16 protein-coding genes are annotated in these 15,185 nt (G+C 62.8%); 4 read left to right on the top strand and 12 right to left on the bottom strand.

Annotated features, from left to right (window positions below; all coding sequences use genetic code 11):
- Positions 1 to 96: 96 nt before the first annotated feature.
- Both K6N12_RS21960 and K6N12_RS21955 read right to left on the bottom strand, forming a co-directional pair.
- Positions 97 to 2,382, bottom strand: coding sequence for a putative bifunctional diguanylate cyclase/phosphodiesterase (locus tag K6N12_RS21960; protein ID WP_097628609.1), 2,286 nt, complete (start codon positions 2,380 to 2,382; stop codon positions 97 to 99).
- Between the two features lie 96 nt (positions 2,383 to 2,478).
- Positions 2,479 to 3,033 (bottom strand): RBBP9/YdeN family alpha/beta hydrolase, encoded by a 555-nt coding sequence (locus K6N12_RS21955; protein ID WP_097628610.1) that lies wholly within the window; start codon positions 3,031 to 3,033, stop codon positions 2,479 to 2,481.
- Positions 3,034 to 3,210: 177 nt separating this feature from the next.
- On the opposite strand from K6N12_RS21955, the gene K6N12_RS21950 reads away from it, so the two are divergent.
- Positions 3,211 to 4,014, top strand: a complete 804-nt coding sequence (locus K6N12_RS21950; RefSeq protein ID WP_097628611.1) for a DUF2189 domain-containing protein — start codon at positions 3,211 to 3,213, stop codon at positions 4,012 to 4,014.
- Between the two features lie 118 nt (positions 4,015 to 4,132).
- Positions 4,133 to 4,612, top strand: coding sequence for a low affinity iron permease family protein (locus tag K6N12_RS21945; RefSeq protein ID WP_097628612.1), 480 nt, complete (start codon positions 4,133 to 4,135; stop codon positions 4,610 to 4,612).
- Between the two features lie 102 nt (positions 4,613 to 4,714).
- Here the strand turns inward: K6N12_RS21945 and purB are convergent, their stop codons facing one another.
- The 5 genes from purB to K6N12_RS21920 all read right to left on the bottom strand — a co-directional run bounded on the left by purB (position 4,715) and on the right by K6N12_RS21920 (position 9,235).
- The gene (purB, locus tag K6N12_RS21940) at positions 4,715 to 6,022 is read right to left on the bottom strand and encodes an adenylosuccinate lyase (RefSeq protein ID WP_097628613.1); all 1,308 of its coding nucleotides are present in this window, start codon (positions 6,020 to 6,022) and stop codon (positions 4,715 to 4,717) included.
- Between the two features lie 110 nt (positions 6,023 to 6,132).
- Positions 6,133 to 6,618 carry a hypothetical protein gene (locus K6N12_RS21935; RefSeq protein WP_097628614.1) on the bottom strand — a complete coding sequence of 162 codons (486 nt, stop codon included), beginning with the start codon at positions 6,616 to 6,618 and terminating at the stop codon, positions 6,133 to 6,135.
- A gap of 77 nt (positions 6,619 to 6,695) precedes the next feature.
- On the bottom strand, positions 6,696 to 7,412 hold the full coding sequence (locus K6N12_RS21930) for a DUF2259 domain-containing protein (protein WP_097628615.1): 717 nt from the start codon (positions 7,410 to 7,412) through the stop codon (positions 6,696 to 6,698).
- A complete protein-coding gene (gene rpe / locus K6N12_RS21925; protein ID WP_097628616.1) occupies positions 7,409 to 8,086 on the bottom strand; it encodes a ribulose-phosphate 3-epimerase in 678 nt (225 codons plus the stop codon). The genes K6N12_RS21930 and rpe overlap by 4 nt, the downstream gene beginning before the upstream one ends.
- Positions 8,087 to 8,152: 66 nt before the next feature.
- Positions 8,153 to 9,235, bottom strand: a complete 1,083-nt coding sequence (locus tag K6N12_RS21920; RefSeq protein WP_097628617.1) for an ABC transporter substrate-binding protein — start codon at positions 9,233 to 9,235, stop codon at positions 8,153 to 8,155.
- Positions 9,236 to 9,418: 183 nt separating this feature from the next.
- Here K6N12_RS21920 and K6N12_RS21915 point away from each other — a divergent pair, with 183 nt between their 5' ends.
- Both K6N12_RS21915 and K6N12_RS21910 read left to right on the top strand, forming a co-directional pair.
- Complete coding sequence (locus K6N12_RS21915) at positions 9,419 to 9,913, top strand: flavin reductase (protein ID WP_097628618.1); 495 nt, start codon at positions 9,419 to 9,421, stop codon at positions 9,911 to 9,913.
- A 35-nt stretch (positions 9,914 to 9,948) separates the two neighbouring features.
- Complete coding sequence (locus K6N12_RS21910) at positions 9,949 to 10,269, top strand: TfoX/Sxy family protein (protein ID WP_097628619.1); 321 nt, start codon at positions 9,949 to 9,951, stop codon at positions 10,267 to 10,269.
- Here the strand turns inward: K6N12_RS21910 and K6N12_RS21905 are convergent.
- The 5 genes from K6N12_RS21905 to K6N12_RS21885 all read right to left on the bottom strand — a co-directional run bounded on the left by K6N12_RS21905 (position 10,239) and on the right by K6N12_RS21885 (position 15,094).
- Positions 10,239 to 10,688 carry an NUDIX domain-containing protein gene (locus K6N12_RS21905; protein WP_097628620.1) on the bottom strand — a complete coding sequence of 150 codons (450 nt, stop codon included), beginning with the start codon at positions 10,686 to 10,688 and terminating at the stop codon, positions 10,239 to 10,241. The genes K6N12_RS21910 and K6N12_RS21905 overlap by 31 nt on opposite strands.
- Positions 10,689 to 10,695: 7 nt before the next feature.
- Positions 10,696 to 12,213, bottom strand: a complete 1,518-nt coding sequence (locus K6N12_RS21900) for a DEAD/DEAH box helicase (RefSeq protein WP_097628621.1) — start codon at positions 12,211 to 12,213, stop codon at positions 10,696 to 10,698.
- Between the two features lie 157 nt (positions 12,214 to 12,370).
- Positions 12,371 to 13,690, bottom strand: a complete 1,320-nt coding sequence (locus K6N12_RS21895) for a peptidoglycan DD-metalloendopeptidase family protein (RefSeq protein ID WP_097628622.1) — start codon at positions 13,688 to 13,690, stop codon at positions 12,371 to 12,373.
- Positions 13,691 to 13,796: 106 nt separating this feature from the next.
- Positions 13,797 to 14,624, bottom strand: a complete 828-nt coding sequence (locus tag K6N12_RS21890) for a ferritin-like domain-containing protein (protein WP_097628623.1) — start codon at positions 14,622 to 14,624, stop codon at positions 13,797 to 13,799.
- The gene (locus K6N12_RS21885; RefSeq protein ID WP_003586264.1) at positions 14,621 to 15,094 is read right to left on the bottom strand and encodes a peroxiredoxin; all 474 of its coding nucleotides are present in this window, start codon (positions 15,092 to 15,094) and stop codon (positions 14,621 to 14,623) included. Before K6N12_RS21885 ends, K6N12_RS21890 begins: the two co-directional genes overlap by 4 nt.
- Positions 15,095 to 15,185 lie beyond the last annotated feature (91 nt).

Raw genomic sequence — 15,185 nt, 5'->3', positions numbered from 1 at the left:
ACCGCCAAGAGAATCGAATGAATTCGCAAGACGAGTCTAGCGCCTTTTCCGATACGGTGAAATGACGACGAAATGGCGGGCTGCTTGTGCAGGTCTTTATTTGGCGGATCTGCTTCGAAGCTCGCGGCGAAGCTGCGTCTGCAAGGCGCGCGCGGCGACCTGCCCGTGGCGCCAGCTGCCGGCGCGGATGAAGGAGGGGATCTGCATCGCCGGCATCGGCCGGGCGAGCGCGTAGCCCTGCAGCGTGTCGCAGTCGAGTTCTTCGAGAATGCGGATATGATCTGACGTCTCGACACCCTCGGCAATGACAAGGATGTTCAGCGAGCGGCCGATATCGATGATCGAGCCGACGAGTTTGCGCTGCTCAGCCGATTGCGGCAGCAGCCGGATCAGCTCGCGGTCGATCTTCAGCGTCTTCGGGCTCAGGCGCAGCAGGCTGACGATCGATGCATGGCCGGTGCCGAAATCGTCGATCTGAATGTCGATGCCGAGTTTGCGCAGCTTTTTCAGGTTGGCGGCGACCGCCTCATCGCAATCGTCGAGCGAGATCGATTCCAGCAATTCGAAGGCGAAGGTGCCGGGCGCAATCTTCAGGGCGCGGAGCTTCTTGCCGAGATCGGGATCGGCAAGCCGCCGGGCGGAAACGTTGACTGATATCTTCGGAACGGACAGCCCGTCCTTGATCCAGGCGCGGCGATCGGCGATGGCGCGCTCCAGGATCAGAGCGTCGATGGTCGAGACGACGTCGAGATCCTCGGCGATATCGAGGAAACGGTCTGGTGCCAGCAGCCCGTGCACCGGGTGCTGCCAGCGGGCAAGTGTTTCGACGCCGACGACATCAAGGGTGCGGGCATCGAACTGCAGCTGATAGAAGGGCACGAATTCGTTGCGCTCGAGGCCGATCAGGATCTCGTCGGCAAGGTGCTTGGCCGAGATGACGTCGCGGCGGTCGGATGCGGAGAAAAATTCGAAACGGTTGCGGCCCAGGCCCTTGGCGCGATAGAGCGCGATATCGGCATCGAGCAGCATCTGTTTGGCGTCGAGTGTCGGGCCGCTGTCGACGGCAATGCCGATGCTGGCCCCGAAACGACAGTCGTGCCCCTCATATCTGACCGGTTTGCGCAATTCACGAATGATCCGTTCGGCAAGGCTGGCGATCTTCTTCGAGGCGGGATCGACGGTGCAGAGGATGACGAATTCGTCGCCGCCGATGCGGGCCACGAAATCGGCGGCGCGGACGGAGTTTCTGAGCACGCTTGCTGCATGCTGCAGCATGGCGTCGCCGGCCCGGTGGCCGAGCGTATCGTTGATCTGCTTGAAGCGGTCGAGATCGATATGCAGGATCGCAAGGCCCAAGCCCTTGGCCCGGCATTCAGCCGAGCGCTCGTCCAGCATCTTGTCGAGATAGCGGCGGTTCGGCAGGCTGGTGAGATAATCGTGCAGCGCCAGGCGCTCGATGCTCTCCTTGGCGGCTTCGAGTTCGCGGTTATGCGCCTCGGCCTGATCCTTGGCGCGCTGCAGCTCGTTGCGGAGCGCGACCTCCTCGGTGACGTCCCAATTGGCGCCGATCAGCTTGCGGTGGCCGTTGCCGTCGACGAAGAAGGCCGAGCGGGCACGGATGACGCGCTCGGCGCCGTCGCCGCGGATGATGCGGTATTCCTGCTGAAAATCACTGCCGCTTTCGACGCTGCGATCGGACAAGCCGAGCACGCGCTCGCGATCGTCGGGATGCAGGCTTTTTGCCCAGATGTCGCTGGCGATTGGCCGCGAGGCGCCCTTCAGCCCGTAAATGGCGATGAGACGCTCGTCCCATTCGACGGTGTCATTCTCGATATCCGCCTCGAAGACGCCGATGCGGGAAATCTCCAGCGCCAGGTCGAGCCGGCGCGACAGGCGCGACAGCGTATCTTCGGCCTCCTTGCGGGCGGTAATATCCGTATCCGTGCCGACGATGCGCGTCGGCACGCCGCTCTCGTCCCATTCCACGCAGGCGCCGCGGCAGTCGATCCACATCCAGTGGCCGTCCCTGTGGCGCTCGCGATATTCGAAGATCTGGAAATCCGGATCGCCGGCATTTTGCCGGTCGATGGCATGGACGACAAAATCGCGATCATCGGGATGGACGAGGGCCAGCCAGGCATCGTAGTCGCCGGCGGCCTCCTCGTCGGGCGCCATGCCGCGCATGGTCTTCCACGTCTGCGAATAATATTTCCGGTCGAGACGATAGTTGTGATCCCAGACGCCGAGGCCGGAGCCGACGAGCGCATGGTTCCACCGGCTCTCCCGTTCCGCCAGGTCGGAATCGTCATCCGCCACGCTGCCGACGCCTGCCTCAGCCGCCGTGGAATCATCGGCCTCTGGATGGGCTTTCTTCACGGGCATTCTCGCTTATTTCATCTCGGTGCAGTTTGCTGTCATTCCATTAAGAAAGACTTAGAAAGCACTTTCTGAATTATCGAGAAGGGCCGGTTTCCTCTATCAGGCGGAGAGCCGGCTGAGGAACTGAGCGAAGACCATTGTGCCCTCGGGCCAGGGGCCGTGGCCGGAATCGGCATTGATATGTCCTGCCTCGCCGGCATCGACGAGGAAGGAGCCCCAGCTGCTGGCGATATCGTCGGCATGTTCGTAGCTGCCGAACGGATCGTTGCGGCTCGCCACCGTGATCGATGGGAAGGGCAGCGGATCGCGCGGGTAGGGGCCGAAGGTCATCAGGTGCTTCGGGCGGATATCGGGATTGGCGACATCGGGCGGGGCGACGAAGAAGGCGCCGGCCACCGGCTTGCGGAAATGCGGGATGGCGTGGATTGCCGAGGTCACGCCGAGCGAATGGGCGACGAGGATAACCGGGCGGGTCGAGGCGTTCACTTCCTCGGCAATCCGGGCGATCCAGTCCTCGCGGACTGGCTTTGTCCATTCGGCCTGTTCGACGCGCCGCGCCGTACTGAGCTTTGCCTCCCAGCGGCTCTGCCAGTGGCTCGGGCCGGAATTGGTGTAGCCGGGGATAATGAGGATATCTGCGTCTGAGGCTTTCATAGTGCCGCCGATGTGAGAAGGCGCGCCCGAGATGTCAAGAGGGGATGTGAAGGGAGAGAGCGACACGGGCGATTTGGTTTGCTATATTGCTCCAGTGCCGGTTGCGGATTTCGTGTCGGCGTTCCCGCCGATTGCGTGTCCGCAGCCGACAAGGTCTCGGCTGAGGAGGAGAAAGCCATGGCGGCATTTCATGTCATGACGGGTTCTAGCGAAAGCTTCGCACGGCCCGTTGTCAATCGCATCGGTATCGCCGACGTCTTCGACGCGCTGAAGCGCGGTTACGACGATTTCATGGAGAAACCGTCCCACTACGTGTTCCTGTGCCTGATGTACCCGATTGCCGGCGTCTTCCTGACGTTATGGACGTCGGGTGCCAACCTTTTGCCGATGGTCTTTCCGCTAATGGCAGGTTTCGTGCTGATCGGCCCGATCGCGGCGATCGGCCTCTACGAGATCAGCCGCCGGCGCGAAGCCGGCCTCGATAGCTCCTGGACGCATGCGCTCGAGGTACGCCATTCGCCGGCGCTGCCCTCGATCGTCGCAGTCGGGCTGATGCTTTGCGGCATTTTTGTCGTCTGGCTGGTGACGGCGCAGACGCTCTACAGCAATCTGCTCGGCGAAGTGTTTCCGCGCAGCATGGCGGATTTCTTCCGCCAGGTCTTCGGCACGCCCGAGGGCATGCAGCTGATCATCTGGGGCAACCTGATCGGCTTCGTCTTCGCGCTCGTCGTGCTGGCGACGACCGTCATCACCTTTCCGCTGCTGCTCGACCGCGATGTCGGCGCGGTAGCCGCCGTCGTCGCCTCGATCCGCGCGACGATCGCCAATCCGGTGCCGGTGCTGCTGTGGGGCCTGATCGTCGCTGCACTGCTCGTCATCGGCACGATCCCGGTCTTTGCCGGGCTTGCGCTTGTCATTCCCATCCTCGGCCATGCGACCTGGCATCTTTATCGCAAACTGATTGCGCGGGAGCCCGCGTAATCGAAGGTTTCCGGGGATCGCGAACTCTCGCGATCCCCGGAGGTTAAAGCTTCGCCGATTCCCGGAACCTCGGGACCTCTCGCCGCGTTATTCAGCACATGCTTGTGGGAGGATTTCGATGAAGCATCTGTTCGCCCGCTTCGCAACCAAGATATCGGAATGGGCGGGCAAACCCGTCATCTTCATCCTGGCGCTGACCGCCGTCATCATCTGGGCGGCACTCGGCCCCTTCTTCGATTATTCGGAAACCTGGCAGCTGGTCATCAACACCGGCACGACGATTATCACCTTCCTGATGGTCTTCGTGTTGCAGAACGCCCAAACGCGCGACACGCGGGCAATCCAGGCCAAGCTCAATGAAATGATCCTGACGAGCCATGCCGAGAACCGCTTCATCGGCATCGAAAATCTCGACGAGGAGGAACTGAAACACCTCGACCAGCTGGTCGCCAAGGCTGCCAAGGGCAGGGGCGAGACGGAGGCTTGCAGGACGACGGAGGCCGCGGAAGCTGTTGCGCCGAAAAAGACGGAGACGAGGAAGCGCGCTATGGCTGGCAAAGCGCCGAAGCAAAAACAACGGCCGCTTGAAAGGAGATAGAGAAATATTGGCGAGCGCAGGCGCGACAACTGCGATAACAGAATATAATCAAACATAAAAACGGCGCCGTAAAGGCGCCGCAATATTGTCGATTTGGAGAACTCACGCTTCGCCAAACACCCGCCGGAAAATCGTGTCCACATGCTTCGTGTGGTAGCCAAGGTCGAACTTCTCGCGAATATCTTCTTCAGAAAGCGCAGCACGGACCTCCGCATCCGCCAGCAGCTCCTCCAGAAAATCCTTGCCCTGTTCCCAAACCTTCATGGCATTGCGCTGCACAAGGCGGTAGGCGTCTTCGCGGGAGGTGCCGGCTTGGGTCAGCGCCAACAGCACGCGCTGGGAGTGGACGAGGCCGCGGAATTTGTTGAGGTTCTTCTCCATGTTCTCAGGGTAGACCAGCAGCTTTTCGATGACGCCGGCGAGACGCGAGAGGGCGAAGTCGAGAGTCACGGTGGCGTCGGGGCCGATCATGCGTTCGACCGAGGAGTGGGAGATATCGCGCTCGTGCCAGAGTGCGACGTTTTCCATGGCCGGCAGGGCGTAGGAGCGGACCATGCGGGCGAGGCCGGTGAGGTTTTCAGTCAGCACCGGGTTGCGCTTGTGGGGCATGGCCGAGGAGCCCTTCTGGCCGGGGGAGAAATATTCCTCGGCTTCCAGAACCTCGGTGCGCTGCAGGTGGCGGATCTCGGTCGCCAGGCGCTCGATCGACGAGGCGACGACGCCGAGGGTGGCGAAGTACATGGCGTGGCGGTCGCGCGGGATGACCTGGGTCGAGACCGGCTCGGCTTTCAGGCCGAGCGCCTCGGCGACATGTTCCTCGACGCGCGGGTCGATATTGGCGAAGGTGCCGACGGCGCCCGAGATGGCGCAGGTCGCGACTTCCTCGCGGGCGGCGACGAGACGCTGGCGGCAACGCTCGAATTCGGCATAGGCGAGCGCCAGCTTGACGCCGAAGGTGGTGGGCTCGGCGTGGATGCCGTGCGAACGGCCGATGGTGACGGTGTCCTTATGTTCGAAGGCGCGGGTTTTCAGCGCTGCGAGCAGGCGCTCGATATCGGCGATCAGGATGTCGGTGGCGCGCACCAGCTGGACGTTGAAGCAGGTGTCGAGCACGTCTGACGAGGTCATGCCCTGGTGGACGAAGCGAGCATCCGGGCCGACGATTTCGGCAAGGTGGGTCAGGAAGGCGATGACGTCATGCTTGGTGACGGCCTCGATCTCGTCGATGCGGGCGACGTCGAAGGTGGCCGCACCGCCCTTTTCCCAGATCGTCTTTGCCGCCGATTTAGGGATGACGCCGAGCTCGGCCAGCGCGTCGCAGGCATGCGCCTCGATCTCGAACCAGATGCGGAACTTGGTTTCGGGAGACCAGATGGCGACCATTTCGGGCCGGGAATAACGCGGGATCATGGCGGCTGCCTTCACTTCAAGAGGTTTACTTCGATTTTCTTTGCGCAAAACCGCTGTGCAGTCTTGCCTGAATTGCTTCAACGCCCCTGTAGCAAAGACGGGCGGCAATCTCAACGCATGCGTTTGGCAAGATGATAGCTGCTGACGACAAGGCAGACGAGACCGAGCGGCAGGAAGAGCCGCAGGCCGATGACCAGGAACTGGTAGACGGCGCTGATGCTGGTGAAGACGAACTGAAAAGCCCAGACGACGCTGCCGAAAGGCGCGTGCCAGCGCGAATAGAAGAGCCGGTATTCCATGGCGAAGAGGAAGGCGGTCATGGCGATCGTCGCTGCCGTCAGCGTCACGAAAAAGGCGGCAAAACGCGCTTCCGGCGGCCTGTCATAGGCAAAGAAGCGGGCAACCGGCAGGGCAAGGGGCCACGCGAACAGTCCGCCGGCGAAATACAGCGCGGCGACTTCGGCAAGCCGGCTCGTCTGCAGGCCGTTGCGCAGGTAAAGGCCGAGCATGGCGGAAGCGAGCATCTGCGCGCCCCAGAACAATGCGCCGGCAATCAGATCGGGGTAGGGCGGCCGCGCGGCTCTCAGACGATCCATTTTCGGGCGATCTGTCTTAGAGCGATCCGTGCTGGGGCGATCCGGGCTCGGGCCATCCATCCCTGGGCGATCCGGGTTCAGGGATGAACCGGAACGGCGATCCAGCGTCCGTTCCTGTCGGCGTCGAAGGCCAGGATCAAGGCGATGTGAACCTGGTCTCCGGCTTCCGGCTGATAGACCACCGCGCCGCCGATCCGGTATTCCACAGAACAGGCGCGCTCGGCCGGAATCGCCGTCGCCTGCCGTGCCGCCTGGCGGTTCGGAGCGCCTTGTTTTTCGATCATCTGCAGGCTGAAACCAAGGACCCGCTTGTCGACTGCTGCGCAATCCTTCGGCGTCGGCACCGGCATCTCACCGAGCGACAGCGTATAGGGCGATTTCGGCGGGCCATCGGTCGCGAGCGTGGTGTAGCGGATGGTCTTTGCGGGAGAACCGAGCTCAGTTGGCGGATTGAAGGCGGCGATGAGGCCCGGATTGGTGAGCAGATCGTATTTGTCCATCTGGCTGCGCGCTGCCGTCAGGTTCTGCCGCCGCGCCTTGGAAAGATTGGCGTCCTTCTCGGTCATCTCGGTGCGGAAGGGGGTGCCCTCGAGATACTGGCCGTTTTCAGTATCGATGAAATAGGTGTTGGAGTAAGGAGCGCCGCCTTCCTCCTTGATGCCGAATTCCTGAAATCCGAACACCTTGCCATCGGCGGAAAAGCCGATCGGCTGGATATTGGCGATGTCGCCGGCCAGTGACAGGCCGGGCAATGCGGCGGCAAGCATGCCGCCGATGAGTAGACGCTTCATCATGATCGTGCCCCTTCGGCTGCCTGACGCAGATCGGCGATGGTCCGGCGATAATCCTCGACCGTCGCGCCCTTGAAAATCGCCGAGCCGGCGACGAGGACGTTGCCGCCGGCGCGGGCGATTGCCGGCGCCGTTTCCACCGTGACGCCGCCGTCGACCTCGAGTTCGATCGGCCTGTCACCGATCAGCGACTTCGCCGCCGCGATCTTGGCTCCCATCGCCGGAATGAACTTCTGGCCGCCGAAGCCGGGATTGACCGACATGATGAGGATGAGGTCGACATCGTCGAGCACGTTCTCGATGGCGCTGAGCGGGGTTGCCGGATTGAGCGTCACGCCGACCTTCTTGCCGAGATTGCGGATGGTCTGCAGCGAGCGATGCAGATGCGGCCCGGCTTCGGCATGGACGGTGATGCGGTCGCAGCCGGCCTTGGCAAAGGCCTCGAGATAGTCGTCGACCGGCGAGATCATCAGGTGGCAGTCGAAGGTCGCCGAGGTATAGGAGCGTAGCGACTTGATGACATCCGGACCGAAGGAGATGTTCGGCACGAAATGCCCGTCCATCACGTCGAGATGGATCCAGTCGGCGCCCGCGGCCGTGACGTTGCGCACCTCCTCGCCGAGCCTGGCGAAATCCGCCGCGAGGATCGAGGGGGCAATGCGAATGGGCAGCGTCATCAAGTTTTACTCCCTGTGGGCCGCCATTTGAGCGCGGTGCCCGATTTCAAGACTGGCGGCCGCCGCTTATTGCGTCGGCGCGCGAGGTGGAAAAAAGCCATTGCCCCGCCATTCGAGCAGGCGGTAGGGGTTTTGGGCAAGTTCGTGCGCGGCAGTGAAAGCGATGGCGCCGACCGGCGTCTGGAATGTCGTGCCGAGGAGCGTCTCCTGCAGCGGCTTGCCCGCGGCGGCCGCAGCTTCCGCCGCCTGGCCGGCGATCAGCGCTGCCGCGAGCGACGGCAGGACATAGCCTTCCGGCTCGATGCCCTTGGCGCTGAGAGCCTCGGCTGTCGCCGCGCCTTCCGGCAGAACGGCATATTCCGGCAGGGCGACGGCGCGCACGCCGGGGTCAAGCGGCAGCGGTTGGTCGGCGGCGCGCATGGCATCGCCGCCGAGGATGGAGAGCGGAATATTTTCTGCCTTGGCGTCGCGCGCGATGACGGCGACATCGTTGCGGTCGCCGCCGATGAAAACCCGGGTGGCGCCGGCGCGCTTCAGACGGCGGACGAGGGCAATCTGCTGCTCCTGTCCCGGCCGGTAAGTATCTGTAAAGATCGGCTTCAGGCCGTTCTGTTCCAGTGCGTTGCGCACCGCTTCGGTCAGTTCGCGGCCATGGATGGTGCCGTCTTCGATCAGGGCGATCGGATCGGCGGCCCAGTCCTTCAGGATCACTTCATTGATCTTTGCCGCTTCGGCGCCGTCGGCGGGCGCCAGACGAAAGAGCGGCCAGCCGTTCTTCAGCGCATCCTCCATCAGGATGCGGGAGCGCGCCGAGATGGTCATGGCGGGAATGCCCGCGTCTTTCAGCTTCGGCAGCGCGCCTTCCAGCGTCTCGCTGCAGAGAAAGCCGACCGCGACCTGCACCTTGGCAGCGACCAGCGCATCGGCAACCGTAGCGCCGCTATTGTCCTCGCAGGTCTCATTGATGGCGACGAGGGTGTTTCCGGATTGCTGGATCCCGAAACCGGCCCCAGTGGCAATCTGGGCGCCAAGCAAGGCGAGCGCGCCGTTCTGAGGGGCGACGACGCCGATCGTCACGCCGGCCGCATGGCCTTGCGCCGCCGCTCCCAGCAGCACCAGACAGGCTGCTATGCCACGCAGGTTGATCATGAAAGGCGGAGATCCCCTAGCCATCGTCCATGCCCTTTTATCCGCAAGGCTGCGATCGTCAAAGAAAAACAAGCGTGAAGCAGTGCTTTTCACTGGTCCTATTGTAGAAAAGGTAACCGATGCTCGCCATATTGGCGCGATAGCAAGTCGAACCATGGATCAAAGCGCGTACGGGAGAAGCAGGTGTTGAACAGGCAGCATATCGACCCCGGCCTTTATCGAGACGCCATGAGCCGTTATGCCGGCCATGTGCAGCTCGTGACGACGGCGATGGGCGAGTTGCGCCGCGGCGTCACCATCACCGCCGCCTGCTCGGTCTCGGACAATCCAGCCTCGGTGCTGATCTGCCTCAACAACAACAATTCGAAGAACGAAATCTTTTTCCGAAGCGGCATCTTCGTTCTGAACACGCTCGGCGCTCATCATCAGGGCGTTGCCGACGCCTTTTCCGGACGGACGGCGCTTGCCGATAGCGAACGTTTTGCCAGCGCCCGTTTCGAGACGCTGGTCACCGGCGCGCCTGTGCTGGCCGATGCGCTGGCTGCCTTCGATTGCCGGGTGACCGACATCAAGGAAATGCCGACGCACAATGTCATCTTCGGCGAGGTCGCGGCTGTGCGCTTCAGCGAAAAGCATCCGGCGCTCATCTATATGAACCGGGATTATCACGCGCTGTGATGGCCGCCACGGCCGGGATTTCGAGGGAATAGCGAATGGACAATGCCGGCATCGAGGAAATGTTTCAAGGTCTCGGCCCGGTCACGGTCAAGCGCATGTTCGGCGGCAAGGGCATTTATCATCTCGGGCGCATCATCGCGCTCGAAGTGCGCGACGAGATGCTGCTGAAGGCCGATGAGACGAGCGCCCCGGAATTTGCCGCCGCCGGCGCCACGCAATGGAGCTACGAGGGCAAGAAGGGCAAGCCGGTAAAGATGCCCTACTGGTCGATTCCCGACGAGGCCTACGACGATCCCGATTTGATGGCGAAATGGGTGCGGCTTGCCTATGAGGCGTCGCTGAGGGCCGATCGCTGACTGGATTCGGCTGAGGGCAGGGCTGCTATCGCCGCCTTGGTGAATGCCGAGAGCGGTTCCGGCAAATCCGTGAGCGGAAACCAGCCGAAATCGGAAAGCTTGTCCGGTTCGGTCAGTTGCGGCTCGCCGTCGACGTCGCGGGCGAGATAGAGAAGTGAAATCCAGTGCTGGCGGTCGGTATCGATGATCTGTTCGGTCACGGCGATCCGCTCGATGCGGCCGATCTTGAGGCCGGTTTCTTCCTCGGCCTCGCGGCGCGCGGCTTGCTCGGCCGGCTCCATATGATCGACCTTGCCGCCGACGATATTCCAGTAGCCGGCTTCCGGTGGGCGCACGCGTTTATAAAGAAGAATTTTGGCGTCGCGCAGAATGACCAAGCCAACGCCGAAGCCCGGAAAATCGAGACCGGGCTTACCCATTGGCCGTTCAGACCTTGGCGCTGCCGGCGATCAGCATGAAGGCGGGGATATCGTCGCCGAAGCCGACCGGGGTCGGGCCGTCATCATGGTCGCGATGGCGGCGGCGGTCGCGGCTGTCGTCGTTTGCCGGATAAGGCCGGCTGTTGCGCGCATTGTTTTGCGGCTTCTGCTCTGCTTTGCGCTCGTTCTTCACGATGTCGGCCTTTACTGGTGCTGCCTGGATCACTTGGACGTCATTATCCTGTATGTCGTTATCAGATTTATGACCTGCGGCGCTGCGATTGCCGCGTCCGCGACCACGATCCCTGTCGCCGCGTTCACCCTTTGCGCCACGTTCGCGGCTGTTGCGCCGCGGGCGCTCGCTGTCGGCGCTTTCTTCTGCCGGCGGCAGGGAATTCACATCGCCGCTCAGCCATTCCACTTTCTCGCCGATCAGCTTTTCGATCGCGTCGACGAATTTGCTGTCGCGCTTGGTGACGAGCGTGAAGGAGGCGCCTGAGCGGCCGGCACGGCCGGTGCGGCCGATGCGGTGGACGTAATCCTCGGAATGGATCGGCACGTCGAAATTGAAGACGTGGCTGACATCGGGAATGTCGAGGCCGCGGGCAGCGACGTCTGAGGCAACCAGCAGCTGCAGATTGCCGTCACGGAAGCTCTGCAGCGTCATCGTGCGGGAGCGCTGGTCCATGTCGCCATGTAGCGCGCCGACGGAGAAGCCGTGGCGTTCCAGCGACCGGAAGAGGTCGGCAACATCCTTCTTGCGGTTGCAGAAGATGATGGCGTTCTTGAGTTCCGTCTGGGCGCGGACGAGTTCGCGCAGAACCGCGCGCTTCTCGTAGTCCTTGCTGTGCGAGGCGACGAAGCGCTGCGTCACGGTCTTTGCGGCCGAGGCGGGCTTTGCGACTTCGATGCGTTCCGGATTCTGCAGGAACCGGTCGGCGAGCTTCTGGATCTCCGGCGGCATGGTTGCCGAGAAGAACAGCGTCTGGCGGGTGAACGGGATCATCTTGGCGATGCGCTCGATATCGGGGATGAAGCCCATGTCAAGCATGCGGTCGGCCTCGTCGATAACGAGGATCTCGACGCCGCTCATCAACAGCTTGCCGCGCTCGAAATGGTCGAGCAGGCGGCCGGGCGTGCAGATCAGCACATCGGCGCCGCGCTCGAGCTTGCGGTCCTGGTCCTCGAAGGAAACGCCGCCGATCAGAAGGGCGACGTTGAGACGGTGGTTCTTGCCGTATTTTTCGAAATTCTCGGCAACCTGGGCGGCGAGTTCGCGCGTCGGCTCGAGAATCAGCGTGCGGGGCATGCGGGCGCGGGCCCGGCCCTTTTCCAGAAGCGACAGCATCGGCAGAACGAAGGATGCCGTCTTGCCGGTGCCCGTCTGCGCGATGCCGCAAATATCGCGACGCTCGAGCGCAAACGGAATGGCTCCCGCCTGAATAGGCGTGGGTATCGTGTAGCCCGCGTCGGTAACAGCGGATAGCACTTTTTGGCTCAAGCCAAGGTCAGCGAATGTCGTCAAAGGGAAAACTGTTTCCGTTCCGGTTCGGCCGAGCTCTGAACGAGTCGGCGGGATTGCATGCCGCAATGCAGCGCGACATAGCCCCGAATGGCCGGCAAGTCAAGAAATAGAGAGGCCGCACCCCATACAGAGTGAAGCCATGGTTACCTGACGGCTGTTACTTGATATAGGTGGCGAGTTTAAGGCCCGCATTCATGAAATATACTGGATCGACCGCGTGCCCGTCCTGGCGCACTTCATAGTGCAGATGCGTTCCCGTCGAGCGGCCGGTGCTGCCGGCGAGGCCGATGACGTCACTGCGGCCGACCGTGTCGCCGACCTTGACCAGCACCTGGGACATATGGCCGTAGCGTGTCGAGATGCCGTTGCCGTGGTCGACCTCGACCATGTTGCCGTAACCGCCGGTCCAGCCGGCCGCGATGACCTTGCCCGGCGCCGACGGGCGGATCTTCTCACCCGGCGAAAAGCGGAAATCGATGCCGGAATGCAGCGCGAGGCGGCCGAGGAAAGGGTCGCGGCGATTGCCGAAGGGACTGGTCACGTCCTTGCCGATGGCGGGATTGCGGAAGGGAAGGGATTCGGCGGTGCTGCGCACGGCCTCCAGCCGGGTCAGCGCGCCGTCGAGTGCTGCCAGTGAATTGTTGAAATCATCGTTGCTTTCAGGCTCGACATAGGGGCCGCCGACGGCATCGTCGCCCTGCCGCCCCGCAGACTCCTCAGGCACCGGAATTTTGAAGCGGGTCAGCACGTTGCCGATGGCATCGGCGGCGTTGCCGGCGTCGCTCGTCAGCTGTTCGACACGGTTGCGCTGGTCCTGTTCGACACCCTTCAGCGACAGCGTTACATTGGAGAAGATGCGGTCGGCGCGGTCGCCGACCGTTTCGGCGGAGGGCACATAGGCAAGCGTCAAATTGTCGGGCGTCGCATCGGCGGGCGCGCCGCTCGCCAGCTGTTTCTCAATCGCCTCGATGCCGCCGCCGGTCAGCGAAGCGCGCTTGTCCTTGATCTCAGGGGCAAAGGACTGAATCGGCGAAGACGGCTCGGGCAGGGCGCCGGACTTTTCCGTCAGGCCGGAGCTTTCGGCCCGGTCGAGCAGATTATCGAGCTTGCCGTGGCGCGACGTCAGCGCCATCTGCTGTTCCATCAACTTGTCGACCTTGTCCTCGACCACCTGCTGGTCGAGAAGCTGGCGGGAGGTGATGCGGTCGACCTGGGCGCGAAGAGCGGCGATGCGGTCCTCATAGTCATGCTGCATCCGGGCTTGCCGCGCCATGGTGGCGCCGATCAGGTCGTCGCGCAGCACGAGATAGGAGGTGGCCAGCAGATAGCCGATCGAGAAGACGCCGATGAAGCAGAAGGCGAGAGCGGCCATCCACGGCCGGACCGTCATGTGGCGGACCTTGTCGCCGCTTGCGAGGATCAGGATGTGCTCCTGCGCCCGCTTGCCGAATACCCGGTGCTGATGTCCGCTGTTCACGCAGGCTCTCCCGACTGATGCACTACGCCTCTTTCGGAAAATTAGACACGTTTATGGTTAACGAATGCTTTCTTTGTCGCTGTCCGTGTAGAAAATACCAGCGATTTCAGGCATGGCTGATCGATGCCAGCGAGCGGTAGAAGGACGGCGTCAGCCCGGCCTCGGCGCGCGCGAGATCGTTGAAGGGCGGTTTCAGCGGCCCGCGGAAATTGGCGCGCACCAGATCCCGAAAGGCCTTTGCCGGATCGCGCTTCTCCCGGGCGCAGAGGAAGCGGAACCATTTGGCGCCGACCGCGACATGACCTTTCTCGTCGTTGTAGATGACGTCGAGAACCGCGGCACTTTCGAGGTCGCCGGTCTGGCGCATTTTCGCCTGCAGCGACGGCGTGACGTCGAGGCCGCGGGCTTCGAGAATCAGCGGCACGACGGCGAGCCTTGCCGTCAGGTCGTTGCGCGTCGAATGGGCCGCCTGCCAGAGCCCGTCATGGGCGGGGAGATCGCCGTAATCGGCGCCGAGATCGTTGAGACGGGCGCGCACCAAGCGAAAATGCTTGGCCTCCTCGAAGGCAACCTGCATCCAGCCGTCGAAAAAGGAATTCGGCACCTGTTCGGTGGCGAATCGCGCAACGATATCTAGCGCCAGATCGACAGCATTGAGCTCGATATGGGCGATGGCATGGAGCAGAGCGATCCGGCCTTTCAGCGTATGCAGTGAGCGCTTTTCCACCTGGGTCGGCGGCGTCAGCAACGGCCGGTCGGGACGACCGGGCCTCTCCGGCATGGCCGCATCGAGCGGCGAGCGCAGCGACACCCGGCGGGCGAACCAGCGGGTGGCGCTTTCCTGCGCAAGCGCCGTCTTGCGGTCGAGATCAGCGGAGCAGATGGCATCGATGGCGCCGCCGCGCAGCGAGGTCATCGCGAGGTCGCCGGTCACGCAGCCAGATTCCGCACGGCCTCAAGCACGGTTTCGGCGTGGCCCTGCACCTTCACCTTCTGCCAGATCGTGGCGATCGTGCCGTCCTGGCGGATCAGGAAGGTGGTGCGCTCGACGCCCATGAAGTTACGGCCGTACATGCTCTTTTCCTTCCAGACACCGTAGGCCTGCAGCGTCGTCTTCTCCTCGTCCGAGGCGAGCGCTACCGAAAGACGGTGCTTCCTGACGAACTTGTCATGGCAGGCGGCCGAATCGGGCGACATGCCGATTACGGCTGCACCCGCGGCTTCGAACTCGCTTGCCAACGCGGTGAAGGCCAATGACTCGGCGGTGCAGCCTGTTGTATCGTCCTTGGGATAGAAGAACAGGACGAGCGGCCGACCCTGGAATTCGGCCAGCGAGATGCGGCCGCCGCCGTCGCGGGGAAGGTTGAAATCAGGAGCCGTGGCGCCGATGCCGGGAACCGCCATTGGGAAAACCTTTCTTTTGCCGGGTTTGTGGATGACACTTTCTCTCCCCGAATTATATAGTGGACGGAAACCCGTCCAGCATGCCGGGTTC

The sequence above is a fragment of the Rhizobium redzepovicii genome, assembly GCF_019793435.1.
GTDB lineage: Bacteria > Pseudomonadota > Alphaproteobacteria > Rhizobiales > Rhizobiaceae > Rhizobium > Rhizobium redzepovicii.
The sequence above is the reverse complement of the archived record's forward strand: the minus strand, read 5'-3'. Positions and strand labels throughout refer to the sequence as shown.

Excerpts from the sequence above, each read along its gene's own strand:
- K6N12_RS21960 (WP_097628609.1), bottom strand. The coding sequence starts at position 2,382 with ATGCCCGTGAAGAAAGCCCATCCAGAGGCCGATGATTCCACGGCGGCT.
- K6N12_RS21955 (WP_097628610.1), bottom strand. The coding sequence starts at position 3,033 with ATGAAAGCCTCAGACGCAGATATCCTCATTATCCCCGGCTACACCAAT.
- K6N12_RS21950 (WP_097628611.1), top strand. The coding sequence starts at position 3,211 with ATGGCGGCATTTCATGTCATGACGGGTTCTAGCGAAAGCTTCGCACGG.
- K6N12_RS21945 (WP_097628612.1), top strand. The coding sequence starts at position 4,133 with ATGAAGCATCTGTTCGCCCGCTTCGCAACCAAGATATCGGAATGGGCG.
- purB (WP_097628613.1), bottom strand. The coding sequence starts at position 6,022 with ATGATCCCGCGTTATTCCCGGCCCGAAATGGTCGCCATCTGGTCTCCC.
- K6N12_RS21935 (WP_097628614.1), bottom strand. The coding sequence starts at position 6,618 with ATGGATCGTCTGAGAGCCGCGCGGCCGCCCTACCCCGATCTGATTGCC.
- K6N12_RS21930 (WP_097628615.1), bottom strand. The coding sequence starts at position 7,412 with ATGATGAAGCGTCTACTCATCGGCGGCATGCTTGCCGCCGCATTGCCC.
- rpe (WP_097628616.1), bottom strand. The coding sequence starts at position 8,086 with ATGACGCTGCCCATTCGCATTGCCCCCTCGATCCTCGCGGCGGATTTC.
- K6N12_RS21920 (WP_097628617.1), bottom strand. The coding sequence starts at position 9,235 with ATGATCAACCTGCGTGGCATAGCAGCCTGTCTGGTGCTGCTGGGAGCG.
- K6N12_RS21910 (WP_097628619.1), top strand. The coding sequence starts at position 9,949 with ATGGACAATGCCGGCATCGAGGAAATGTTTCAAGGTCTCGGCCCGGTC.
- K6N12_RS21905 (WP_097628620.1), bottom strand. The coding sequence starts at position 10,688 with ATGGGTAAGCCCGGTCTCGATTTTCCGGGCTTCGGCGTTGGCTTGGTC.
- K6N12_RS21885 (WP_003586264.1), bottom strand. The coding sequence starts at position 15,094 with ATGGCGGTTCCCGGCATCGGCGCCACGGCTCCTGATTTCAACCTTCCC.